The sequence below is a fragment of the Thermoanaerobacter siderophilus SR4 genome (genome assembly GCF_000262445.1).
Taxonomy (GTDB): Bacteria; Bacillota; Thermoanaerobacteria; order Thermoanaerobacterales; family Thermoanaerobacteraceae; genus Thermoanaerobacter; species Thermoanaerobacter ethanolicus.
The window spans coordinates 2,062,449-2,085,832 of record NZ_CM001486.1; the positions used below are offsets into that span (position 1 = coordinate 2,062,449).

A 23,384-nucleotide genomic window follows, 5' to 3' on the forward strand; every position below is an offset into this window, starting at 1 on the left:
GTTTAGGGAAAGCCCTAAACTTTTTTTTCTTATATCTTGTCAAGAGCTTGTTTGAAGTCATTTATAATATCTTCTATTTCCTCTATTCCAACAGAAACTCTTATAAGCCCTTCTGAAATTCCTAACGCGTTTAATTCTTCCTTGCTGAGAGACCTATGGGAAGTGGATTTTGGATGAGTTATCATGGTTTGTACTCCTGCCAGTGAAGGAGCAAATTTAACAAGTTTAAGCCCTTGCATAAACTTATCTACTTCAGGTTCTCCACCTTCTATTTCAAAACTTAACATACCTCCAAACTCATCTTTAAACAACTTCTTTGAAACGCTGTAGTCAGGGTGAGAGGGAAGTCCGGGATAATACACTTTTTTGACTTTTGGATGGCTTTCTAAGAATTTAGCCAGTTCCATTGCGTTTTTACAGTGTTCTCTCATTCTTAAGAATAGAGTTTTTGCTCCTCTTAAAACCAGCCATGCATCAAAGGGGCTCATTGAACCGCCGAAGTTTTGTGTGATTCTTTTTGTGCGGGATATAAATTCTTTATTACCTGCTATAAGTCCGGCGATGACATCGCTGTGGCCGTTGATGTATTTTGTTGCACTGTGTATTACAGCATAGGCTCCTAATTCAATTGGTTTTATCAAATAAGGGGTTGTAAAAGTATTGTCAACAATCAATTTTATATTGTGCTTTTTTTGCGATATTTGCAACTTCCACAACGTCAAAAACTCTTATTAGAGGATTTGTCATGATTTCCATGTATATCACTTTAGTGTTTGGTTTTATAGCTTTTTCAACAGCTTCTAAATCGGAGAAATCCACCAAAGTTACATCAATATTAAGTCTTTTAAATTCTGCATTAAAAAGACTGTTTGTACCACCGTATATATCTTTTGCGGCGATTATATGGTCTCCTGAATTTACTTCTGCCAACAAAGCTGAAGAAATTGCCGCCATTCCTGATGAACAAGACTGTCCTGCTTCCGCACCTTCTAAACTGGCAATTAATTTTTCCACTGCTGTTTGATTAGGATTTCCAAGTCTTGTGTACATATACCTTGAAGGATTACCACCAAGATAATCGTAAACTTCTTCCAACGTATCAAAAGTGAAAACAGAAGTTTGATAGATAGGAAGAGTTTTTGGCATTGGAGGAATTTCTTTATCTATGTAGTTTCCAGTATGTACTACTTTTGTTTTAAAACTTAAATCCATTTTATCAACTCCTACAATTTGTACTTTAAATTAATGATAATATGTGCAAAATTAAAAGTCAATAACACTTCACTTGAATTATATTTTGAGATAAACTATTATTAAATACAAGATTGATTGCATATTTTTTTTAATGAATAAATAAACGTTTATAAAGGCTTTATTTTACAGTAATAAAGAAAACTATACTGGAAAAATTAAATGTAAGGAGGAAAAAGTCTTGAATAAAGACGAATATAAAAACAATAATAATATTATGTTAACTGCAATAAAAAAGCAGTTAGACCAAATGTCAGAGATGATGGAGAAGATGAAAATTGCTGATTACGTCGAGCTTATGCAAAGCCCTTATAGGCTTTTGTGGTTAAACTTTATAGGCGGGGTAGCAAGAGGTTTTGGAATAGCAGTAGGTTTTACAATACTTGGTGCGATAGTTCTTTATATACTTCAAAAATTGGTGATGTTAAATTTACCTCTAATTGGCAGTATTATAGCGGATATAGTTAAGATTGTAAATCAAAAGTTATATTAAATAGGAGTTGGTATGATGGATAGTGAAAAGCTGGAACACTTTAGACAATTACTATTAAAAGAAAAGGGAAAGGTCTTAAGCACAATAAATCAAATGAATTACAATGATGGCATTGGCGGAATTGCACAGAGAGAGTATTATCAAGAACTTTCTCTTTTGGATAATCATCCGGCAGATTTTGCTTCTGAAGTTTATGAAGTAGAGAAAAATTATGCTCTCAAAGACAACGAAAAACATATTTTAAGGCAAATAGAAGATGCTTTTAAGAGGATGGAAATGGGTACTTACGGCATATGTACTCACTGCCATAAGCCCATTGAAGAAGAACGATTAGAAGCCCTTCCTTATACTGCTCTTTGTGCAGAATGCGCTAAAAATAATGATTTGAAATTAAAAGATTTAAGGAATTCAAGGCCTAATGAAGAGAGAATGATAAAATACCCCTTTGGATGGGGGTATAAGGATTTAAAAGGAGAAATTCAATTTGATGCAGAGGATTCTTACCAAGAGGTTGCACGATTTAATAAGACAAAAAGCGGTTTGGACAATTATGATGATGACTATGATGATGAAAATGCTGGTTATGTAGAGGAAACTGACAAGATAAGTAATGAAGATTATAAAAGGACTTTGTAAATCTCCGGGAAACTGGAGATTTTTTATTCACCTATAATTTTGACCAATACTCTCTTTTTCCTTTTTCCGTCAAATTCACCGTAAAAGATTTGTTCCCATGGACCAAAATCTAATTTTCCATCTGTTATAGCTACTACAACTTCTCGACCCATTATTGTACGCTTTAAATGAGCGTCTGCATTATCTTCATAAGTATTATGATAATATTGGTCATAGGGTTTTTCGGGGGCTAATTTTTCCAAGAAATTTTCAAAGTCCTTATGTAAGCCTGGTTCATCGTCATTTATAAAAACACTTGAGGTAATGTGCATTGCATTACATAAAAGAAGCCTTTCCTTGATTCCGCTTTCCCTAACGCATTCCTCTATAAGAGGTGTAATGTTTATAAATTCTCTTCTCTTTTTTGTTTCAAACCACAACTCTTTTCTATAACTTTTCACGATGATACCTCCCACATTGGTTATTTTTAATTATATTTTATCACAAATAAATTGTTTGCAAGAGTAATAATACTCTGGTATATTAATTTTAAGAGGAAGAGGTGTTGTAAAAAGACCACAAAAAATTGGTATTTGAAGGTCATATTAGAGAAGAAAATAAAAAATTAAGGAGTGTGTATAATGTCAAAAAAACTTTATCGCTCAAGAACACAAAGAATGATAGGAGGCGTATGTGGAGGAATAGCAGAGTATTTTAATGTAGACCCAACAATTATAAGACTCATTTGGGCATTTCTAATAATATTTTGGGGAACTGGACTTTTAGCTTATTTAATTGCATGGATAATTATACCAGAAGAACCGTAAAATTAACGTTAAGATAAGTTTATTAGTTTTAAATTTCTGAATGGTAGCGATTTAGGAATAATAAAACCCCTCCCAACAACTTCGGATTTTTTGAGAGGGTTCGTTTGCTGGAAACATTAACTTTTCAATAATGGCAGGGGAGACAGGAATCGAACCCGCAGCCCACGGTTTTGGAGACCGTTGCTCTACCAATTGAGCTACTCCCCTGCGCGCTTTTTATTATAACATACGAAACAAACCCTCGTCAATAATTTATATCCTTTTTTGTTGAATTATTCATAAAAAAGTTTTCTGAGATTTAGTATAATTATTAAAGAGATAGAGAAATATTGTTGTATAGTTTAATATTAGTCTCTAGAAAGTTCAGAGGTGATATATAATGCTTAAAAAGATATCTTTAATACTATTAGTTTTTGTAGCCTTTTCTATATTAATTCCTATTTCAGCACAAGCGGCAAATATAACAATTACAATTAATGGCCAAAATGTAGTTTTTGAACAAAAGCCTGTTATAAAAAACGACACAACTTTAGTCCCTATGCGGGCATTTTTTGAAGCATTAGGTGCTAAGGTAAACTGGGAAGAGAAAACTAAAACGGTTACAGCCTTTCGCGGCGAAACGACTGTACAACTTATAATTGGCCACAAAATTGCAAAAGTTAATGGAAAAAGTTATGAGCTTATTGTAGCACCACAAATTATAAACGGTTATACCTATGTGCCTTTAAGATTTGTTGGTGAAACCCTTGGAGATGAAGTAATATACGATAATGGGCACATAATAATCAATTCTTCCAACCAAAGAACAAGAGTAAGTTCAATAACTGCACCAAAAAACACAGTTAGCGAAACTAATACTTTTTCATCTTCTAATATAACCAGTGAAAAAGATTTATATCTTTTAATTAAAAATGCTCTTGAAAACAATGAAGATGAGATAACTTTTACCCTTAGCAATTCTTTCTACAATTCTGTAAGAAGTAGTGGTACAGTTAATGATATATTAAACAGTATATCGGATATTGTAGATCTGGTATTGGCACATCATCCTGAAATTGGCTATGCTAATAAGTGGACTATTTCTGCAAATAGTTTTAACAATGTCATAAGTAAAGTAAGTATAAAATTTGAATATATATATCCTAAAGATAAATTGGAAAAAATGAAAGATGAAGTATATATTAAAGCTAAAGAAATTATTAGCCAAATAATAAAACCGGATATGTCTGATATAGATAAAGTCAAAGCAATTCACGACTACATTGTAAAGAATACTAAATATGATTATGAAAATTTGATAAATAACACTATACCACCAGAATCTTATACTGCTTATGGAGTTTTCATAAAAGGAGTAGGGGTGTGCCAAGGATATGCTGCAGCTTTTAATTTACTTGCTCAATTAGCTGGAATTGATAGCCTTGGAGTAGCTGGTACAGGTTTTAATTATAGTGGGTCTATGCCTCATGCTTGGAATATGATAAGAATTGACGGCAAAATCAGTTACGTAGATGTTACATGGGATGACCCTGTTCCAGATCAAGGGGATAATGTAAGATATGATTATTTCAATGTAACAGAGGAGCAGTTAGCAAAAGACCATAGCTGGGATAAAGAAAAATTTTTGGAAAAATATTTTGATTATAAGTAGTATATTACCTCTTTATGTAGGTGAAAAAATGTTAGTAAGAAATTTAATATGGTTCTGTTACTATTCCTAAAACTGCTCCTGTGATAATTGAATTAGAAGATAGTTCTTGCAAAGATTCGGGGTGTCCCACTACGACGACGCCGTAGTATTTTATCCCGTTTTCCTTTAAGAAATTCACTGTCCTTTTTAGATTAGTTGAAGAATAACTTTGTACATTACTAAGTCGTTCCAGTTCTTTTAAAAATTCTTTTTCGCCATTAGGGCTATTAACATATGGGTTTCCAACCAATCTTTCTGCAAGATAGCTTCTTTGCTTATAATCTTTTTCTTCATAAACTAAAACGGCACCCCACATTAGCTTTAAATCCTCAGGTATAATAGTTTTAATTTCGCTGAGGGTTAAAGGCCTGTCAAAAGATAAAGCCATTTCAACGAGATTATCGTTAGGTATATTTTTTAGTACATCAAACTCTCTTATAACTTTATCGTATTTTACTGCGGGATTGTAAAATTTTAATTTTGGCACGGCATAAGGAGCAAGGTATTCTTTTGTACCTTCTGGTATGACTGTGGAGATTTCGGAATAGGGGATTATGTGGTCAGTTTCGACAACACAAAAAGATTTGTTTCCTTGAAATTGCTCTCCTCCCCAGATATCAAAATCGACTGTGACTATTCCGGCAGGATAAGGCTTATTTCCTATTAACCTTAAAAGATAATATTCTTTTTGCCGCCCGAATAGCCTGACATTATAACTTTCTCCTGAAATTGCGAAGGTATTAGGTTCTGTAAATTTAACAATACCCGGATAAAAGCTATCTATGCGGTTTTCTTGATTCTGCAGCATCATTTCAGGAATTATGAAGGTTAATACAAAAACACCTATGGCGATAATTAAAGAAATTATTATTATGCGAAGTATGCTTTTAAAACGAGCTTTGCGCAAAAAAGCTTTTTCGTCAAAAGATATATCGCTTATTGGCTTATTTAAATCTGATCCCATTTAACTTTTCTCCTCCTCTTTTAAATATTCTTTTAATTTTTTTCTTAGTCTCCATACCATTGTCTTTACTGTATTGGTATTGGTTTTTAAGTAAGAGGAAATTTCTTCATTTGACATTTCTAATATGAATTTAAGGTAAAAGAGCTTTTGCTCATTGAGAGTAAGCCTATTAACTGCTTTTTTTATTACTTCTTTATTTTCAATCTGTTGAAACTCTGAAAAGGTACTTTGAGGAAAGACATCTATAATAGAAACTGTCATATCTTTTTTGGTTTTGCGCAGATAATCAGTGTATTTGTTTCGCGCCGCAGTCAAAACATAAGCTTTTAATTTTCCCTCTTGAATGCCGTCTAAATTCAAGTATGTGGAAAGCAGAGCTTCTTGGGCTATGTCTTCAGCATCAGCCTGTGGTACACCCAATTTAAGTAAATAATAGAATGCAGCTTTGTACAAATCCTGCCACATTAACCCCTCCTCCTTATAGCTTTTCATTAATAAAGACGTTTTGGGGATGAAAAAGTAAACAAATTAAAAATATGCAAAAGCTCATTGTTATTTCGATTATAACTCAAAAGAGTTTGTTCTAAAGCTTTTTTTTAAAAAGGCAGGAAGGATTTCATACTTTTATAGAGAATATAAATCTATTATCGGCATTTTTTAAAAACTGGCATACCAATTTTAGGTTAGCTTTGTAATTCTGGATTAAAAAAAGGAGAGTGTATAAGTATGAAAGAATGCCAGAAACTTATAACAGAGAGAAGGTCTATCACATTTTTTGACACGACAAAAGAAATATCCGATGACCTTATAAAAGAAGTCCTTGAGGTAGCTGCTACAACGCCTATGGATGGTTTTAGTGAAGAAAAGATGAAAGAGTTTTTAGGTATAGATGTAGAAAAAATGGTGCCGATGATAGTAGCTATAGGTTACAAAGCCCCGGAGAAAAATTTGCTTCCAAGAGCTTATAGATTTAAATTTGACGAATTTGGAGAGATAATCTAATGAGTAATTACGTAATAATTTTAGTGGCTTCTATTTTAGCAGGAGCCACTAATGCTATAGCAGGAGGTGGCACTTTAATAACCTTTCCTGCCCTTGTATGGGTTGGTGTAAATCCTCTATCTGCCAATATAACAAATACAGTTGCTCTGTGGACTGGTTCTGTCACAGGTGCATGGGGCTTTAAAGAAAGACTCGTTAGGACAAAGCATCTTTTGAAGATTTTAATATTTCCCTCGTTATTTGGAGGTATCTTAGGAGCTTATCTTCTTATGATAACTCCTCAGAAAGTTTTTAATTTTGTTGTACCTTTTTTAGTTTTATTTGCAACTATAATTTTAGCATTAAATGACAGAATAAATAAATTTAATCTAAAGGAAGGAGAAGATATAAAGAAAAAATCACTAGTATTTGTTTTTATACTTCAATTTCTTACTTCTCTTTATGGAGGATATTTTGCAGCAGGAATTGGCATTTTAATGCTGGCAACGTTGGGAATAGCAGGTATTACTGACATATACACGGCAAATGGTATAAAAAAATGTTCTTTCACTTTTTATAAATATCACCTCCGGTTTAGTTTTACTTTTTAGTGGAAAAGTAGAATGGCCTTTTGCTATTATTCTCATGATAGGATTTGCTTTAGGAGGATATTTGGGAGCTAAGATATCGCAAAAGTTTGATAGCAAAAAAGTAAAAAGCTTTGTAATTTTATGGGGAATTATATTGGCAATAGTGTTTTGGATTAGAGGAGTATAGGATTATGGAGGAGCAAGGTAATTTCTTCTTGCAAAAAACATTTTGATTTGCTACTTCTTTCTAATAAAAGTTTTGTGATAGGGATATATAGGGTGGACAATTAATTACTTGTTGAAAGGAGGAAAATATGTTAAAAGGGTTTAAAGAATTCATTATGCGTGGAAATGTTTTGGATTTAGCAGTAGCTGTAATAATAGGTTCAACCTTTAACAAAGTAGTAAATTCTTTAGTAGTAGATGTTTTAACTCCATTGATTGGAGCCATATTCGGTGCTCCAGATTTTTCTGCTATTAAATTAGGTCCAATAGCCATAGGCAATTTTCTTAACGCTGTTGTTAAATTTGTTATTGTTGCTGCAGCCATTTATTTTTTCATAGTAGCTCCTATGAATGCCATTAAGCGACGTAAACCAAAAGAAAAAGAACAAACACCACCTGAACCATCAGAGGAAGTAAAACTTTTAAGAGAAATATTAGAGGTATTAAAGGAAAAGTAAGGTAATATTGATTAATATAAATTTGTCGTCGACCTAAGATAATGCAAAAAATGTTGAGGATCGACGACAAATTATTTTTTTCAATTTTAGAAAATAGTTGATTTTGTCAAACAATATGGTATAATAAAGTAGAAATACTTGACAGGAATTAAAAAGTCGTAAGGCGTATAATGTGCTATTTATGCATGTTAGAATGAGTTTTTAGCCTACCTATAAGGAATTGAAACTGATAGGCGTAGATGCTTCTAAAGAAATGAACAGCGAGTTTTTAGCCTACCTATAAGGAATTGAAACTTGTAGGATGAACATCGTTCCTCACTGGCCTGTCTTCGTTTTTAGCCTACCTATAAGGAATTGAAACTCTCTTATCCAGTCCATTAGCGGCAACACTGTTTCTGTGTTTTTAGCCTACCTATAAGGAATTGAAACAAAACTTGCTCACTGTTGCTATACCGTCTAAAACAGTTTTTAGCCTACCTATAAGGAATTGAAACATCTCCTCCCCTTTACCAGTGTTTTATTTTCGCCAATGTTTTTAGCCTACCTATAAGGAATTGAAACTATCCAGTTTTAGTCTTAGCTGTTGCCTGAACAATTGTTTTTAGCCTACCTATAAGGAATTGAAACCAAAAATGGGCTGTCGAAGACAGTCCAGAAATTGGTTATGTTTTTAGCCTACCTATAAGGAATTGAAACGACAGAGAAGGAGTCTTATTTTACAAACTAAAAACTGGGTTTTTAGCCTACCTATAAGGAATTGAAACGTTTTAATAATAATGGAACATGGACTGATTGGCAAGGTTTTTAGCCTACCTATAAGGAATTGAAACCTGATAGCATAAGCTAATGATAAAAGTGATTTTCCCGTTTTTAGCCTACCTATAAGGAATTGAAACACTTCTATAAAATATAAAGCTGGAGTTTTAAAAGATGGTTTTTAGCCTACCTATAAGGAATTGAAACCAAATATTAGAAGAAAAAATATTGCAAGCCAAAAAAGGTTTTTAGCCTACCTATAAGGAATTGAAACCAAAGTCCACCCTCCTAATTGTACGAAATTCTTATTTTGGTTTTTAGCCTACCTATAAGGAATTGAAACTGAGTATAAAACTATTACCTTGCACTACAGAAACGAGTTTTTAGCCTACCTATAAGGAATTGAAACATAAAAGAAGGTGAGATAGATGGCTAATGCTTTTGGGTTTTTAGCCTACCTATAAGGAATTGAAACCTCTTTTGCTTTTCGCTTTCACAATTGTTGTACCCAGTTTTTAGCCTACCTATAAGGAATTGAAACGCCAATCAGTGATGTTCAACCAGATACATCAGAAGGTTTTTAGCCTACCTATAAGGAATTGAAACATGCACTTGTGTATAACGGCAAAATAGCGCAAAAAGGTTTTTAGCCTACCTATAAGGAATTGAAACCTCTACTTTTTGTAGCAATTGAAGATATGTTACATAGTTTTTAGCCTACCTATAAGGAATTGAAACTCTTCTGAATAAAACTTCTTAATCTGCATTTCAACGAGTTTTTAGCCTACCTATAAGGAATTGAAACACAGCTTCTTGACTTGCCCATGCTCTTAAACCTTTGTTTTTAGCCTACCTATAAGGAATTGAAACTCAAGTTCGAACACATAAGCCATATCTTTTTGAACTGGTTTTTAGCTGTAAAAGTCAATATATTTTTGTACAAAATTATATTCCACTTTTTGTACAAAAATATATTGACTTTTACATGGGACAAAATTTTCTTCGCCATCGTTTTTAGCCTACCTATAAGGAATTGAAACTTCTACTCTCCCTAATTTTCTGACATTTTTCCCATAAGTTTTTAGCCTACCTATAAGGAATTGAAACTATTGAAAAGGATATTGAATATCCCTTTCAATTTCGTTTTTAGCCTACCTATAAGGAATTGAAACTTGCCAACATGGAAGCAGGTAACATAACGCAGTGCAGTGTTTTTAGCCTACCTATAAGGAATTGAAACATACCTCTCACAAGCCCTTCTATCATATCCACACCCGTTTTTAGCCTACCTATAAGGAATTGAAACATGCATTGATGGGCACTTTCGCCGATAAAATGGAGCAAGTTTTTAGACTACCTATAAGGAATTGAAACATCCTTTTTCCGCCAATTTCATAGTTTCCGGTACCGGTTTTTAGCCTACCTATAAGGAATTGAAACGCAAAAATAACTTGATTTCTTATCGTTACATTTTTATGTTTTTAGCCTACCTATAAGGAATTGAAACATTTATTTACGAAAATTTTTAAAAATAAATAAGTTTTAGCCTACCTATAAGGAATTGAAACTCCCTCAAAATGAGGAATACGGTGTAAAGTATGGAGAGTTTTTAGCCTACCTATAAGGAATTGAAACAGTAATTGTTCAGGTAACTGTTTAGGTAACTGTTCAGTTTTTAGCCTACCTATAAGGAATTGAAACTTTGGAGCTGGCTGGCGAAGTGTATTGGGTGCTTTCAAGTTTTTAGCCTACCTATAAGGAATTGAAACGGGTTTTTCTCATCATACCAAGCACACATGATTTTCAAGGTTTTTAGCCTACCTATAAGGAATTGAAACCAGTTTCGCTGTCACTGTATACTGTTATAAGCGGGCACCGTTTTTAGCCTACCTATAAGGAATTGAAACTCTTCCCAGAAAAACACATTTATGAGAGTGTTGCTATGTTTTTAGCCTACCTATAAGGAATTGAAACTCCAGCACTTCTACTAATCCCGAAACACAATAAAGAGTTTTTAGCCTACCTATAAGGAATTGAAACATTCTTCAATGCTCAAAAGAAAATTCGGCGAAAAAGGGTTTTTAGCCTACCTATAAGGAATTGAAACTTGGGATACGGATGTCTTTGTAGAATAAGACATCTCCGTGTTTTTAGCCTACCTATCCTGAAAATAGTGTCTCTCAAAAAGGCAACAAAAAACTAAACCCATACCGATGTAAAAATATGGGATAAATAAATGGTTAATAAAGTTAAATTAAAAGTTAAGACACTGCAGATTCGACCGTGACCTTAAGGCCTAAAGACTCTAGCTTTTTTAAAGATTGACGAATAATCATATTACGCTTTTTCTCTTCATAATAAGTAGGACCTAATTCAATATATGGTTGCTTTTGCTTGAGAATATGATAAACTATAATTAAAATGCTATGTGCCACTGCAACTGCTGCACGGTTTGCTCCTCTTCGAGCAGCGATGCGGTGGTACTGACTTGAAAGATAAGTACCTTTTGCCCTTGAGGCAGCTCTGGCAGCTTCAATAAGAGAGCTTCGCAATTTTTGGTTACCTTTTCGAGTTCTTGCAGACTTTTGTTTACCAGCACTTTCATTATGACCTGGACACAACCCTGCCCAAGAACACAAATGGGCAGCAGAGGGGAACTGTTCCATATTCGTGCCGATTTCGGCTATTATTTGTTCTGCAGTTCTTCTTCCGACTCCAGGGATTGTATCCAGCAGTGCCAGGTCTTTTTCAAAAGGGAGCATTCGATTTTTAATTTCTTCGTCTAATTTTGCTATTTCTTCATCAAGGTAATCAATATGTCTAAGCTGTATTTCCAGAAGCATCCTTTGGTGATGATTGATCAAGCCTTTTAAAGCGCGTTTTAGTTCATCCATTTTATTTTTTAGCTTGCCTTGAGAAAGCTCAGCCAGGATTTCGGGATTTTCTTCACCATTTATAATAGCCTCAAGTATAGAACGACTGGATGCCCCGTTGATATCAGAGACTACCGAAGACAGTTTGATATTAGCTCCTTCTAAAACCTTTTGTATGCGATTAAGTTCTCTTGATTTTTCTTCAATGAGGCTTTTTCTATAGCGTACAAGCTCGCGAAGTTCTCTTTGTTCACGATCTGGCACAAAGCTGCCTTGCAAAAGGCCATGTTGTAAGAGACTTGCTATCCACTCAGCATCTTTTACATCGGTTTTTCTACCAGGGACATTTTTAATATGCTTAGCATTGACGAGTAGGATTTTAATGCTCTCAAGCTCAAGTAGATTGTAAATAGGTTTCCAATAAGAGCCGGTACTTTCCATAGCAACAACAGAACAACCTTTAGCTTTAATAAATTCTTTTAATGCAATAAGGTCATCGGTCATAGTTGAAAAAGTGCGGATTTCTTTACCTTCTGGTGTTATTATACAAGCTACGACATTCTTTTTATGGACATCTAATCCGCAAACATGAGAATAAACTAAATCCATGAAAGAACCAACTCCTTTTTTAAAATTTGAACGATAGCGACTGTAAAATTGAAGAGCTGGTGCAACAACCATAAGGGGTTATTCTATCCTGCGTGCTTCCCGTAAAGGGAGCAACAATCTGTGGTGCACCTGGTCGTTGGAGTCTGTCTATGAGTCGGGCTCAAAGCACCAAGGTAAGAACGACCTTTCTTCACCAGCCGCTGTACTGATTATATCATCAAAAAAGGACATTTTCATCCTCTGCTGGTGCCGCATTTGCGGCATGGGAGTCTATAAGGAATTGAAACTGCAAATAGCGAGGTGATGTAGATGGCATGGCAAAGTTTTTAGCCTACCTATAAGGAATTGAAACTCTCCTCCTTTATTTTTCTTTCCCACATCGGCTGTGGGCGTTTTTAGCCTACCTATAAGGAATTGAAACATCACAAAAGCAAAAGCAGTAAAAGAAGGGGACATAATGTTTTTAGCCTACCTATAAGGAATTGAAGCCTATAATTAAGATATGAAGGTTATAGTATTTACTTAGACCTGTTTATAGGAAATAGGGGAAGAGGAAAAGGCACTGAAGCAATTTCAAAAGATTTATGTGGAGGACAGTTATTTTTGGGATATAGCTGAAATTTTCAATGATATGGAATTATAGAACTTTAAATATGGGTAAAAGGGAAATAGTTTAAAAATGTTTATGAATTTAAAAGGCTAAGTGTGTTAGTAAGAAAATATATGGGTGTGTATAATGCCTTTAAATGAACAGCAAAAAGCATTTAGAAGACAAATAAAAGAGTATGAAAAAGAAAAAAGATCAAAAGGTATAGAAGAACCATTAAGTTATGTCAATGAAAATTCTCGTCCTTGGAAATATGTCAAGACTTTATCTCTTGCAAGTATAATACCAATACTTATATTATTATGGAATACATATGCACTTTCCACATGGATAAAGCCAATACTATGGAAGTTAGGATTTCCACAGGGGAATGTAAGGTCGGTGATGCAAATTATGAAATTGTAAAACAATTACAAGAATTTGTAAATGGACAGATTGACCTTGGTGAAAAAATAGTTGATGCTTATATTGTTTTTAAAGAAAATAGGAATAATGCAAATGCACAAAGAATAAATGAGTTAATAAATCAATTTAATGAAAAAAACCGCGAAAAAAATAATATTATTGTAGAGATTCTTAAGAAAGCAAATATGCCTTATACAATTGATAATAATGGCACGATACATTATCAATACATTCCTTAAAATATCTAATTTTAACTTTAATACCATAATCATTTAAATTTGTTTAAAACAGATTGGGCTACTAATGTTATTGCCCATCTGTTTTTTGTTTTAGGAAATTATATATAATCAATATTTTAAAAAATTATACTAGCGTTGAATTTTTCCTTATTTTATTATGGCATTCAACGACATTTTTCTATAAAAAATACAATTTTTTAGAAGGATTTTGAAAAGTTATGTAGAATAATGTTATATGAGAAAATTTTGGTTAGCATGTTTATGGAATTTACTAATTATTTGCTACAATTTTTTTACATTATTGTTTTTAAATTATATTATTAAAAAGCATGTAAAGGAGTTTTTGATATGAGTAAGAAAGAAGTTACTGTTCGTTTAGAAACAATAACTCCATTGTGGACAGGGGATGCATGGCAAGAGAATGTAAAAATTAGATCTTCTTCTTTAATGGGAAGCTTAAGGTTTTGGTTCGAGATATTTTTAATGGCTGCAACTGATTTATTGCCTTCTACTTATGATTACAATTCTGAAAAGCTTGGTCCAAGTAAATATCGTCAAGATATTCTATCTAATTTAAATAAGGGATTAACTATGAAAGAAGCAGAAATTGAAGCCTTTAAATTTCAAAAAATTTCTTTACCTTCTTTTATTTTTGGATGTAATGGTCTAAAAAGTAAGATTGAGATAGAGAATATTACATATGATGACAATTTATTAAACAATGAATTAGATTTGCCCTTTGCTATTTATAAAAATAAAAGAGATAAAGAGTTTATCGAAGTATCATCAAATGATAAACAGAAGTTATATGAGATTCGAAAAAATAGAAATAACCATATATGGTATTTTCCTCAGGAATATCTTTATGGAGATTTTTATATCACTTTTTCTTTTGCTTATGAAGATTTAGCTGAAAAAATTTTTTATCCATTATTGAATTTTATCCAGCAATATGGTTTTATTGGAGGCAAAAACAATCTTGGATTTGGTAGAGTTAAATTTACTATTGTTGATGGAGACTTAAGTAAATATAGAACTTTTGATTTTTCTGATTTTGATTATGGTAAAAAATATTTATATGAGGCTTTTGAAGAAAATACAAGTAAATTTGAGGATATGTATGATATATACAAAATAGGTTTTTATAAAAAAGGAGAAAAGAACTTCGTAAATTCTGATTTATCTAAAAAACATATAAAACAACTTATAAAAGAACTATTATCTGATAAGGCATTTAATAGAGCAGCTTTTAAAAAGAACAATCCTAATGAGGTTGAAAAAAGACATTTTTTATTTGGAATAAGTAAAGGTAATATAAATGCTACAAAGATTATACCCTGGATTAACAAGGTTGATGATACTAAGTACGAATATGGATATATATCTTTAGTAATGCTTAATAGATTTGAACAAAAGGCGGGTGTTAAAAATGTATGAAAGTTTTTTTGAGGAATTAAACAATAAAATAGATAAAGATGTACTTCATAAAAATTATTTTCACTTTATGAAATATGCGTATAAATATAAAAATGAAAATATGTACGATGGTAGGGTTTCTCGTATTCGTTCAGAAGAATACGATAGACAATATTATGAAAGAATTTTTCCTTTTTTTGAAGAGAGGGTACATAAAAAATTAAAGACTCAAATAAATTTTGGAGATTATCCTTTGGAGTATTTTAAAATATTTAAAGGAAGGAATATATACAAAGATAATAGCAACATTGTTTTAGAAGCAAAAAAAGTTTCAAATATTTTGCATAATGAGGAAGACATAAAAAACTATATTAATTCTCTTATGCCTGGTACTTTTGCAATTTATCAGGAGTTTACTCTCAAAACTTCATATTTTTCAAAGGATGATGACGAATTTTATATTATTGATAATCCTATTCTTAAGGAAAAAGTTTTTAAACTTCCCATGATTCGTGGAAGTAGCTGGAAGGGTGCCTTATTGAAAACTGCATCTAAATTATTGGATAAAAAAATACAAACAGGTGCACCTATAGATGAGGTTTTTAATACATACAATCAAATATGCAGAATATTTGGTACAGGTTCAGAAGATTTTAGAAAGGTGAAAGAAGTATTAAATGAATATATAAAAAATATTTTTGATATTAAGCATAACGATAACTTAATAAATAGTTTAATAGAATATGCCTTGTTTGAACTTGGAGTAAATCTTTCCATAAAAAATGGGAATGAGCCCATAGTATATCAGATGGTTGAGCAAATAATAGATAAAATTGAAAATAATGAAATAGAGGGCATAGATATTCGAAAAGGAAGAGCAGTTTTTTATCCTACTTATTTTGATTCTTTAACTTTAGAAGTTATATATCCACACAGCAGAAAAACAAAAGCGGGCAAGCAGCTCATATATTTTGAAGTGGTGCCTGAAGGTACAAAAGGTTATATTCAGATAGTTTATATACCCTTCGATGCTGTTTTGTTACCTAAAGAAAAGATCGAAGAAGAGATAAAGAAAGATTACGATTTTATAAAAGAAATTATTACAATAACTTTGAATGAATATGGAATAGGAGCAAAGACAAAACTTGGCTGGGGACTTGCGGAAATTGTTGGAGAAACAAAATACTGCAATTTAGAGGGGGTATTAGTTGATGAGTACTCTTAATTTAAATAATTTTATTGATGATAAAGATGAAACAAAAGACAAAAGAAAGGAAGTAATAAAGGCTGAAATTGGTGCTTTATTATTTAATTTAGGAAAAACACATATAGGATTTAAATTCTGGCGCGACTACTTTAGTAAATATTCACATGAATTTAGATTTTCAAGTTATAAAGAATATATTAAAAATGGTGTTTTCATTGATGAACTAAGGAACATTGACAATGAATTAGCTGATTTTTTCTTAAATTTAAATATTTCTTTAGGTTTTGAAAATATTCCCATTATTGAATTAATGTTGGGTGGTGAGAGTAATTTAGACTTTGTTAAAGATGTATTTTTCCGTAGTTGTGAAAATATAAATTCAGGTATAGACAAAGGAGATCCACTCAAACAACTCAATTTATTATGGATTTCAAATGCTTTTGGGAGTTTTAAGGAAGAAGTTATAAAAGAAAATTTTGACAATAGACGTCTAAAATTCTTTAAAGATTTTTGGGATAAAGTTTCTTCTTTCGGTGTTGAGCCTGATAATTTAACCTATCAAAATTGGATAGAAATTAGGAATTTTGTTTTAGAAGAAATAAAAAAATGGTATTCTCACCTTTTAAGTGATAGTAGATTTCCTATAAATGATATTACGCTTTGGGATCAGGCTTATATGACTGCCTCATTATTTAAAGCGACAATTACTGCAATGCTCCTTGACAGTAGTAAAGTGAATGAATATAAGACACCTAAAAAAATAAAATGGAGTATATTAGGAATTCAATATGATAAATTAAGCCTTATAGAAAAATCCTTAAAGGCAAATTATATCTCATGGTATAACAGTAAAATAAATGAATGTGATAAAAAAATTAAAAGTATGATTGAAGAAAAATATGTTTTAGGTAATGAGATTTATAGAGATGAAACAGGAATTTACTTTCTTGTACCCGAAAATATTATTTGCAAAGATGAAGAGAATGGTTTGTACAGAATTCATGATGACCTTAAAATCATTGAAAATGATATTTTAGATGAATTTCATAATATATTTAACCATGAAATATATCCTTCTATTTTTTTAACTAAACCTTCAAGAGGAACAATGAACCTATCTTATCTTGTTGAAAGTGCAAAAGAGAATTTTCTCAAGCCTTGTCTACCAGAAAATTTTGGCGATGAGATAGTAAACAATATTGTGGATGACTATAATGGTTTATGTTATATATGTGGTATAAGACCAGGTAAAAAGAAAGAAGATTTAATTTTATGTGATATCTGCGAAGAGAAAAGAAAATTAAGAATGAAAGAATGGTATCATAATCTTAATGGTGAGACTATATGGACAGGGGACATTGGAGATAAAAATGGACGAATAGCTTTAATAAGTCTGAAGTTTGAAATGAAAGAATGGCTAAATGGAGACTTTCTTAATACGTTTGTAAATACTGATTTTGACTACAAATTATCATTAAAAGAGATTAAAGATGGATTAATAAAAGATAAAAATAAAAAGATACCTAATACACTTGTGGGCACAACTTTAAGGAGTGTTAAAATAACGGACTTTGCAGAAACTGCTTTGTTAGAACGTTCCATAGGTGATAGATGGGAAAATTTAATCACTAAAAAAGTAGGGTCAAAAATTGATTTTGAAAATAGAAAAATCCATTGGGACAAGCTTTCAAATGATGAAATAGATTTTTTAGCTGAAATAATTTTGCAGTTTATTGTAAGAAAAAATCCTTCTCCAGCAAGGCTTAGAAGAATAACAGAAACGACTAAAGAGTTTTTAGAAATAATGAAGAAAGATTTGCCTTCTTTTATGTTTGATGAAGAAAAAAGAAGATGGAGAAATAAAAGGATTATATGGTATTGTGGTGATAATATAAAGAAAAATTATGAGTACGAATATAAAGGCTTAGAATTTATGTCTGATTCTGAAGGTTATGTTTATCTTATTTCATCTTTAGACTTTGCAATTGATATTATAAAAAACCGGACAAAAATAGAGAAGAGGTTTATAAAGAAATAGAAGAAGGGAATTTTGACTGGCTGAAAGAAGAGATAATATTAAATGATAAAAAGGATAAAAAATATTCTAATATAATACTACAATCGTCAAATGCTGAATATAAAGAATATTTGCCTTTTATTTCAATGATAGATCCAACACCCTCCTTATGGCAATTTATAATACCTGCTGAAAGTGTGCCCCAGGTTATTAAAGAAATAAAAGAACGATACATAAAAGAATTTAAATATGTAGTTGGCAAACTACCTTTACACATTGGGATAATTATACAGATTATATGAAACCTTTATACGTCGGAATTAAGGCATTAAGGGAAATAAAAAGGGATATAGAAAACTTTGAAGTAATTATGTCAATAGAAAGTGAGGGGGAATTAAAAACTTTACAGGACGAAGCTTTGGTTTATGCCAATGATTTTGAAAAAAATGAAAGCCTTATAGATATGTATTCTTTATATGAAAAGAAAGCTGTAAATAGTAAATATGAATTTTATATAGTTCCAGAAAAGGATACAAAACAGTGTATTCACACATTTAATGATAAAAACGGAATAGAGAAATTTATTGTTTATCCTAATACTATTGATTTTGAATTTATAGATGTAAATATAAGAAGAAATGATATAAATTATGACAAAGAAGGTAAGAGATATTTAAAGTTTAAGAAAAGGCGACCGTATAAATGGGAAGAATGGGAGAAGTTTATTAAGTTTTATAACTACTTTAATGATAGCAATAGGAAGACAAAATTGCATAATATTATAAATATTATTTATTCTAAAATCGAAGACTGGAAAGGAGATGAAGGAAATTTAAAAAGCTATTTGTTAACCTCATTTATAAATGTGCTGAAATTAGATAATAAAGAAAAATTAAATGAATTTTCGAAAATATTTGGTGAACAAGACTGGAGTGCTTTAATGGAAAAGGCAGATGAAGATTTTCTTGACACGTTAAAAATGTTCATAGATATGTTTGAATTTTGGCATAAAGCATTAAAAAAATTATAAGGAGGAAGATTCTTATGGATAAACTAAAAGTTTATGGGATAAGTTCTGATCCTGTATACATTGGAACTGGCGGATGTACAATTGGGAGGGTAGATAATACGATAGTCAGAGACCCTATTACAAGGATACCAAAAATTCCGGGTTCAAGTTTTGCAGGTACATTGAGGTTTTATGTAACATTAGAACTTCAATCAGCCTTTAAAAATGAGTTTAGAATAAATCCTAAAGATAGGAGAGGTGAAAAAATAGAAGATTTATTTGAAACACAAAAAGATTGGATAAGGTTTGAGGGAAATAGATATGCATTGATGAAATGTGCAGGACAGGATGATAAACCAAATGAGATTTATGATAATATTGACGATTTAGATGCAAAAGAGTCGGGGCACTGCGGAAAATGTATTGTTTGTAAAACCTTTGGATATGCGAAAAAAAGTGAGGCACAGCAGGGAATTGCTTTTTTCTCAGACCTTAATATTTTGTTTTTCCCGTTTATACAAGATTAGGTGTTAGATGGATTACATCACCACAATTATTAGAACTTGCAGGGATTAATATAGACGGCAATCTTATCCTTAATGCTGAAGAGGTAATTATACAAAATGTAAAAAATATAAATGGTACTATAAATTTGGGATGGCTTAACCTACATTATAGAAGAGAACAAATTTCTACATTATTTTCAGAAAGGTTTAAAAATATTAGTTCTAATGATGGTAAAGGTAAAAATGTTTTTGATAATATAATTACAAATCTTGTTATAGTTCCTGATAATTTAATATCACAAATAATTAACTCAAATCTTGAAGTTAGAACATCTGTTTCAATAGACCCAATAACAGGAGCAGCCAAAGAAAAAGCATTATTTACCTCTGAAGCGATACCAAGAGCAACTGTATTTTATGGAGAAATAAGATTAATGCATAGATATTTATCAGATGATTTACCAGATTTAAAACTTGTTATAGATGCCATAAAAGATTCATCAAAGTATTATGAAACTCTCGGAATTGGGGGAATGACCACAAGAGGCTTCGGAAGATTAAAAATATTTTTTGAGTAATAGGGATGTGCAAAATTAATTAAAATAATCATAATCAAAAACCAAAATATGTATGACATACAATATATAGTAATCAACACTGACAATCAAACATAAAGGAAGTGGTAAGGGAAAAGAAAAGACAAAAAGAGGAGCTAAAAAAGGGCATAAATATCCTGTAGAAGTCAAATGTTAAAAAGTGGCATGAACCAAATTCAGCAAAAGTTAAGCCGATTGCATTAGACCAACAAGGGACTTAAACTCATCAAATTTACCCAGTTTAATAGCTACAATAGCAACAGTAAGCAAAGTAATATGGCCAAAAGTATTAAGGTTGCTGACAGAATTAATATTTCTAACATAAGCTTTTTCAAAATCCAGAGCTTTAAAGCGGGAATTATATCTTTCTGATTCAATTCTCAATCTATAGACAGCCTTAAAATAGAGGGAATCTCTATTAATAGAGGACCTATAATCAGAAGATATAATAGCATACTTAGTACAGCCTCTATGCTTTTTGCCATTAAGATATTTAGGATGATTTATAGGGCAGGCAGAATCATCTTTAGAATTACAGAACTTGCAAACAAATTTTTGCTTAATAAAACCATCAAAATACTGCTTGCCATCTTTAAGCATTTTAATACCCGCTTCGCAGACCATATAACCATCATCAGTCAGAGGGGGATTTTTAGAATTGCGCTTGTTAAGAGGAATAAAGCAATGACCGTGGAGAGTATCTCTAACATAATTATAAAGTTTCTTAACATCATAGCCTTTATCAGCAATAAAATTAACATACTTAAGGTTAAACCACTTATTAGTCTTCTCAAGTAAAGACAAAGCAACTTCAAAATCGGGGACATCAGCGGGAGTAGTAGTTTCAGCGATAGGCAATCCAGAGATAGCATCAACAATAATGTGATTTTTATAGCCCCCAATAAAACTTATAGCGTTTATTAGAAGAATCATTAGAAGCAGAATAAACGCCTAATTTACAATCCTTATCAGAGTTAGGCTGATTATCTTTAGAGAATTTATTTTTAGAAAAAGACTTAGGGTTATTTAACTTAGTGTTAGCTTTAATAGGGGTAGAGTCCATGGAAATAAACTCACCAGAGATAATGCCCATATTTTTGAGGATATTGACCTGGTTTTGAAAGATAGAGGTCAAATAATCATGAGAGAACTCATTAATAAAACGGCGAAAAGTCCAATAAGAAGGAAGAGGTTTAGAAATGTCGAAGCCACAAAGATGAGCAATGATAAGATTATTGCGGAGATAATCTAAAAGGTCAGAAATTGTGCCGAATCTTTCAGCTTTCATGACAATAAAAGCTCTAAAAAGTGCATGATGAGAGTAACCCTTACGGCCAGGACTAGAGGAAGGGAATTCAGGTATTGAAGACAGGTCAAGATTTTCAAACATAGAAGAATAGAAATCAATTTTAGACTGAGAGGTAAAGAGTTCAGGTATATTTAAAAGTAATTGAAGCTGATACATGTAGGATTTCCTCCTTCTTAAAAAATTTTTTATAGTGTATATATAATAATTCGACAAATGGGAGGGGAAATCCTACATAAAAGATAAAAAATTCAAGAGTGATAGGAAAAAAGTATGTCTGTAGAATGGCTTAAATGAAGGCTTCTGAATTTTGCACAAGTCTATTTGAGTAATTGATAAGGGGTGATATTTATGTCTAAAAATCTCGATGCTGAATTAAACAGGTTAGGTTTTGACATAGTAAACAGTTCTCAAGGGAATAAAGAAATCCTCAGGTTTATTGATAAAGCTTTGGGAGTTTTATCAAATGATGGTGTGTATGCCTATTATGTTTTTTGTTTGAGCAAAGATAAAAAAGATGACAAGAAATATAGTGAAATTTTTATTAAAAAGCCAATGGAATCTTTAAAGCCTTTTTTACAATCTAAATATAATGAAATTGATAATGAAGAGACATTTTTTCAGGAATTATCTAAAGATATATATGAATTGCTGTTTTTTAAAGAATCGTTAGAAAAAGCGCTAATTTATGCACGTTATCATGCCAAAGCAGTAAATGGTGATGAAAATGAGTGAAATTAAATGGTTTGAATTAACTTTTAAACAGCTTACCCCAATGCATATCGGGAAATACAATTATGGAGTTATTGCACAGACGCATATATTTATTCCTGGGTATACAATGTGGGGAGCTCTGGTAAATAGCTATGGTATAAGGAATGGATCTTCAGAAGAAATTTTTAAAGAAACGCAGGACAATTTTAAAATGATTACCTGTTTTTATCCTTCTTTTGACAAAGGAAATATTTATTTTCTCGAATATTACAAAGGGATGTTATATTATAAAGAGCATAATAGTGAAAACAGGTACAGTGAAAAAGAATTTAGAGCAAAATTTACAGATACATATATTTCAACTGCAGTTATTCCAGATACAAAAACTGCAAAAGATGAATCACTTCACGAAATTGAGACTATTTTAAATCGAAGTAAGGACGAGAGGGATAATAGTAAACAGCTTTATTGGAAAGGGTTAATAGGACTTTTAAATGATAAATATGAGAAATTTTTATCTGAAGGGTTAGAAATTTTTGTTGGTGGCGATATAAGATATGGTTTTGGAAAAATGATTTTAGAAAGTAAAAAGCCAATTTCAGGAGATCACCTAAAAGAATGGCAAATAAATAATGACGGAATTCTTATAAAATCGGACAAGCCTTTAACCAACTATGTTGAATCAAAGAATGTTAAATTAAAAAAAGGCAGGTTTGAAACTATTGTACATTTAGATTTTGCAGGAGCGGTACCCTCTTTGGAGAAAAATGAAAAAAACATTTACGTATGTTTTGTCCCTGGAAGTAAGGTAGAAATAACAGATGATATAAAATTAAGGCTTAATAAGGGGATATTTGAAAGTGGAATATGAAACAAATGCTTGTATTTAAATTTATAACTACAAAAATTTAATCAATCTTATATTTAATATAATACTTACAAAAATATTACTGTCGTTTTTTATGTAGTCATATTTTTTATGAGTTTGTTTTAAGGCAACAAAAAATCTCTTATTTTTTTAACTATAGGC

The 23,384-nt window shown here is 31.6% G+C and carries 19 protein-coding genes, 1 tRNA gene, 4 pseudogenes and 2 CRISPR repeat arrays; of the genes and pseudogenes, 17 read left to right on the forward strand and 7 right to left on the reverse strand.

Going from position 1 to position 23,384, the window contains the following annotated elements; translation table 11 throughout:
- Positions 1 to 29: 29 nt before the first annotated feature.
- Positions 30 to 1,212 (reverse strand): annotated as a pseudogene (locus tag THESIDRAFT1_RS10090) (trans-sulfuration enzyme family protein).
- A 220-nt stretch (positions 1,213 to 1,432) separates the two neighbouring features.
- Here THESIDRAFT1_RS10090 and THESIDRAFT1_RS10095 point away from each other — a divergent pair.
- Positions 1,433 to 1,744 carry a DUF5665 domain-containing protein gene (locus tag THESIDRAFT1_RS10095; protein WP_003869610.1) on the forward strand — a complete coding sequence of 104 codons (312 nt, stop codon included), beginning with the start codon at positions 1,433 to 1,435 and terminating at the stop codon, positions 1,742 to 1,744.
- 15 nt (positions 1,745 to 1,759) lie between these two features.
- A complete protein-coding gene (locus tag THESIDRAFT1_RS10100; protein WP_039929346.1) occupies positions 1,760 to 2,380 on the forward strand; it encodes a TraR/DksA C4-type zinc finger protein in 621 nt (206 codons plus the stop codon).
- 23 nt (positions 2,381 to 2,403) lie between these two features.
- On the opposite strand, the gene THESIDRAFT1_RS10105 is transcribed toward THESIDRAFT1_RS10100, so the two are convergent.
- Entirely contained in the window at positions 2,404 to 2,820 is a 417-nt protein-coding gene (locus tag THESIDRAFT1_RS10105; protein WP_006570322.1) for a secondary thiamine-phosphate synthase enzyme YjbQ, read from the reverse strand.
- Between the two features lie 180 nt (positions 2,821 to 3,000).
- Between THESIDRAFT1_RS10105 and THESIDRAFT1_RS10110 the strand changes: the two are divergent.
- Positions 3,001 to 3,183 (forward strand): annotated as a pseudogene (locus tag THESIDRAFT1_RS10110) (PspC domain-containing protein); the annotation flags it as partial.
- Positions 3,184 to 3,317: 134 nt separating this feature from the next.
- Here THESIDRAFT1_RS10110 and THESIDRAFT1_RS10115 read toward each other — a convergent pair.
- A tRNA-Trp gene (locus THESIDRAFT1_RS10115) sits at positions 3,318 to 3,393 on the reverse strand.
- 172 nt (positions 3,394 to 3,565) lie between these two features.
- Between THESIDRAFT1_RS10115 and THESIDRAFT1_RS10120 the strand changes: the two genes are divergently transcribed.
- Complete coding sequence (locus THESIDRAFT1_RS10120; RefSeq protein ID WP_006570323.1) at positions 3,566 to 4,837, forward strand: stalk domain-containing protein; 1,272 nt, start codon at positions 3,566 to 3,568, stop codon at positions 4,835 to 4,837.
- A 43-nt stretch (positions 4,838 to 4,880) separates the two neighbouring features.
- Here the strand turns inward: THESIDRAFT1_RS10120 and THESIDRAFT1_RS10125 are convergent, their stop codons facing one another.
- On the reverse strand, positions 4,881 to 5,840 hold the full coding sequence (locus THESIDRAFT1_RS10125; protein WP_006570324.1) for a sigma factor regulator N-terminal domain-containing protein: 960 nt from the start codon (positions 5,838 to 5,840) through the stop codon (positions 4,881 to 4,883).
- Positions 5,841 to 6,305 carry an RNA polymerase sigma factor gene (locus tag THESIDRAFT1_RS10130; protein WP_006570325.1) on the reverse strand — a complete coding sequence of 155 codons (465 nt, stop codon included), beginning with the start codon at positions 6,303 to 6,305 and terminating at the stop codon, positions 5,841 to 5,843. It abuts the gene before it with no gap.
- A gap of 261 nt (positions 6,306 to 6,566) precedes the next feature.
- Here THESIDRAFT1_RS10130 and THESIDRAFT1_RS10135 point away from each other — a divergent pair, with 261 nt between their 5' ends.
- From THESIDRAFT1_RS10135 to mscL, 3 genes and pseudogenes are all read left to right on the forward strand, one after another.
- Entirely contained in the window at positions 6,567 to 6,842 is a 276-nt protein-coding gene (locus tag THESIDRAFT1_RS10135; RefSeq protein WP_006570326.1) for a nitroreductase family protein, read from the forward strand.
- Positions 6,842 to 7,598 (forward strand): annotated as a pseudogene (locus THESIDRAFT1_RS10140) (sulfite exporter TauE/SafE family protein). The gene THESIDRAFT1_RS10135 and the pseudogene THESIDRAFT1_RS10140 overlap by 1 nt, the downstream one beginning before the upstream one ends.
- Positions 7,599 to 7,725: 127 nt before the next feature.
- Positions 7,726 to 8,094 carry a large conductance mechanosensitive channel protein MscL gene (gene mscL, locus THESIDRAFT1_RS10145; protein ID WP_006570328.1) on the forward strand — a complete coding sequence of 123 codons (369 nt, stop codon included), beginning with the start codon at positions 7,726 to 7,728 and terminating at the stop codon, positions 8,092 to 8,094.
- Positions 8,095 to 8,291: 197 nt separating this feature from the next.
- Positions 8,292 to 9,721: direct repeats of the CRISPR family, unit length 30 nt; unit sequence GTTTTTAGCCTACCTATAAGGAATTGAAAC.
- 139 nt (positions 9,722 to 9,860) lie between these two features.
- A CRISPR array of direct repeats spans positions 9,861 to 10,957; the repeat unit is 30 nt; unit sequence GTTTTTAGCCTACCTATAAGGAATTGAAAC.
- Between the two features lie 154 nt (positions 10,958 to 11,111).
- Here the strand turns inward: mscL and THESIDRAFT1_RS10150 are convergent.
- Complete coding sequence (locus THESIDRAFT1_RS10150) at positions 11,112 to 12,332, reverse strand: IS110 family RNA-guided transposase (RefSeq protein ID WP_006570329.1); 1,221 nt, start codon at positions 12,330 to 12,332, stop codon at positions 11,112 to 11,114.
- A gap of 736 nt (positions 12,333 to 13,068) precedes the next feature.
- On the opposite strand from THESIDRAFT1_RS10150, the gene THESIDRAFT1_RS13325 reads away from it, so the two are divergent.
- The 8 genes from THESIDRAFT1_RS13325 (at position 13,069) to THESIDRAFT1_RS13530 (ending at position 20,316) form a co-directional block, all read left to right on the forward strand.
- Entirely contained in the window at positions 13,069 to 13,344 is a 276-nt protein-coding gene (locus THESIDRAFT1_RS13325) for a hypothetical protein (RefSeq protein ID WP_006570330.1), read from the forward strand.
- Positions 13,284 to 13,583: a hypothetical protein gene (locus THESIDRAFT1_RS10155; RefSeq protein ID WP_006570331.1), complete on the forward strand. Its 300-nt coding sequence runs from the start codon at positions 13,284 to 13,286 to the stop codon at positions 13,581 to 13,583. The genes THESIDRAFT1_RS13325 and THESIDRAFT1_RS10155 overlap by 61 nt, the downstream gene beginning before the upstream one ends.
- 348 nt (positions 13,584 to 13,931) lie before the next feature.
- On the forward strand, positions 13,932 to 15,020 hold the full coding sequence (gene cmr1, locus THESIDRAFT1_RS12690; protein ID WP_006570332.1) for a type III-B CRISPR module RAMP protein Cmr1: 1,089 nt from the start codon (positions 13,932 to 13,934) through the stop codon (positions 15,018 to 15,020).
- A complete protein-coding gene (locus tag THESIDRAFT1_RS10165) occupies positions 15,013 to 16,224 on the forward strand; it encodes an RAMP superfamily CRISPR-associated protein (protein WP_006570333.1) in 1,212 nt (403 codons plus the stop codon). Before cmr1 ends, THESIDRAFT1_RS10165 begins: the two co-directional genes overlap by 8 nt.
- Positions 16,211 to 18,244, forward strand: a complete 2,034-nt coding sequence (locus THESIDRAFT1_RS10170) for a CRISPR-associated protein Csx11 (protein WP_039929349.1) — start codon at positions 16,211 to 16,213, stop codon at positions 18,242 to 18,244. Before THESIDRAFT1_RS10165 ends, THESIDRAFT1_RS10170 begins: the two co-directional genes overlap by 14 nt.
- Positions 18,245 to 18,593: 349 nt before the next feature.
- Complete coding sequence (locus tag THESIDRAFT1_RS10175) at positions 18,594 to 19,253, forward strand: hypothetical protein (RefSeq protein WP_157632020.1); 660 nt, start codon at positions 18,594 to 18,596, stop codon at positions 19,251 to 19,253.
- Between the two features lie 14 nt (positions 19,254 to 19,267).
- Positions 19,268 to 19,759 carry an RAMP superfamily CRISPR-associated protein gene (locus THESIDRAFT1_RS13525; RefSeq protein WP_208854059.1) on the forward strand — a complete coding sequence of 164 codons (492 nt, stop codon included), beginning with the start codon at positions 19,268 to 19,270 and terminating at the stop codon, positions 19,757 to 19,759.
- A 125-nt stretch (positions 19,760 to 19,884) separates the two neighbouring features.
- Positions 19,885 to 20,316 carry an RAMP superfamily CRISPR-associated protein gene (locus tag THESIDRAFT1_RS13530; RefSeq protein ID WP_208854060.1) on the forward strand — a complete coding sequence of 144 codons (432 nt, stop codon included), beginning with the start codon at positions 19,885 to 19,887 and terminating at the stop codon, positions 20,314 to 20,316.
- A gap of 204 nt (positions 20,317 to 20,520) precedes the next feature.
- Here THESIDRAFT1_RS13530 and THESIDRAFT1_RS14255 read toward each other — a convergent pair.
- Positions 20,521 to 21,799, reverse strand: a pseudogene (locus tag THESIDRAFT1_RS14255) (transposase).
- Positions 21,800 to 21,991: 192 nt separating this feature from the next.
- Between THESIDRAFT1_RS14255 and THESIDRAFT1_RS10190 the strand changes: the two are divergent.
- Both THESIDRAFT1_RS10190 and THESIDRAFT1_RS10195 read left to right on the forward strand, forming a co-directional pair.
- Positions 21,992 to 22,375 carry a hypothetical protein gene (locus tag THESIDRAFT1_RS10190; RefSeq protein WP_006570337.1) on the forward strand — a complete coding sequence of 128 codons (384 nt, stop codon included), beginning with the start codon at positions 21,992 to 21,994 and terminating at the stop codon, positions 22,373 to 22,375.
- Entirely contained in the window at positions 22,362 to 23,225 is an 864-nt protein-coding gene (locus THESIDRAFT1_RS10195) for an RAMP superfamily CRISPR-associated protein (RefSeq protein WP_050985864.1), read from the forward strand. The genes THESIDRAFT1_RS10190 and THESIDRAFT1_RS10195 overlap by 14 nt, the downstream gene beginning before the upstream one ends.
- Positions 23,226 to 23,384 lie beyond the last annotated feature (159 nt).

Excerpts from the sequence above, each read along its gene's own strand:
- THESIDRAFT1_RS10100 (WP_039929346.1), top strand. The coding sequence starts at position 1,760 with ATGGATAGTGAAAAGCTGGAACACTTTAGACAATTACTATTAAAAGAA.
- THESIDRAFT1_RS10120 (WP_006570323.1), top strand. The coding sequence starts at position 3,566 with ATGCTTAAAAAGATATCTTTAATACTATTAGTTTTTGTAGCCTTTTCT.
- THESIDRAFT1_RS10125 (WP_006570324.1), bottom strand. The coding sequence starts at position 5,840 with ATGGGATCAGATTTAAATAAGCCAATAAGCGATATATCTTTTGACGAA.
- THESIDRAFT1_RS10130 (WP_006570325.1), bottom strand. The coding sequence starts at position 6,305 with ATGTGGCAGGATTTGTACAAAGCTGCATTCTATTATTTACTTAAATTG.
- THESIDRAFT1_RS10135 (WP_006570326.1), top strand. The coding sequence starts at position 6,567 with ATGAAAGAATGCCAGAAACTTATAACAGAGAGAAGGTCTATCACATTT.
- mscL (WP_006570328.1), top strand. The coding sequence starts at position 7,726 with ATGTTAAAAGGGTTTAAAGAATTCATTATGCGTGGAAATGTTTTGGAT.
- THESIDRAFT1_RS10150 (WP_006570329.1), bottom strand. The coding sequence starts at position 12,332 with ATGGATTTAGTTTATTCTCATGTTTGCGGATTAGATGTCCATAAAAAG.
- THESIDRAFT1_RS13325 (WP_006570330.1), top strand. The coding sequence starts at position 13,069 with ATGCCTTTAAATGAACAGCAAAAAGCATTTAGAAGACAAATAAAAGAG.
- THESIDRAFT1_RS10155 (WP_006570331.1), top strand. The coding sequence starts at position 13,284 with ATGGAAGTTAGGATTTCCACAGGGGAATGTAAGGTCGGTGATGCAAAT.
- cmr1 (WP_006570332.1), top strand. The coding sequence starts at position 13,932 with ATGAGTAAGAAAGAAGTTACTGTTCGTTTAGAAACAATAACTCCATTG.
- THESIDRAFT1_RS10165 (WP_006570333.1), top strand. The coding sequence starts at position 15,013 with ATGTATGAAAGTTTTTTTGAGGAATTAAACAATAAAATAGATAAAGAT.
- THESIDRAFT1_RS10170 (WP_039929349.1), top strand. The coding sequence starts at position 16,211 with ATGAGTACTCTTAATTTAAATAATTTTATTGATGATAAAGATGAAACA.
- THESIDRAFT1_RS10175 (WP_157632020.1), top strand. The coding sequence starts at position 18,594 with ATGTCAATAGAAAGTGAGGGGGAATTAAAAACTTTACAGGACGAAGCT.
- THESIDRAFT1_RS13525 (WP_208854059.1), top strand. The coding sequence starts at position 19,268 with ATGGATAAACTAAAAGTTTATGGGATAAGTTCTGATCCTGTATACATT.
- THESIDRAFT1_RS10190 (WP_006570337.1), top strand. The coding sequence starts at position 21,992 with ATGTCTAAAAATCTCGATGCTGAATTAAACAGGTTAGGTTTTGACATA.
- THESIDRAFT1_RS10195 (WP_050985864.1), top strand. The coding sequence starts at position 22,362 with ATGAAAATGAGTGAAATTAAATGGTTTGAATTAACTTTTAAACAGCTT.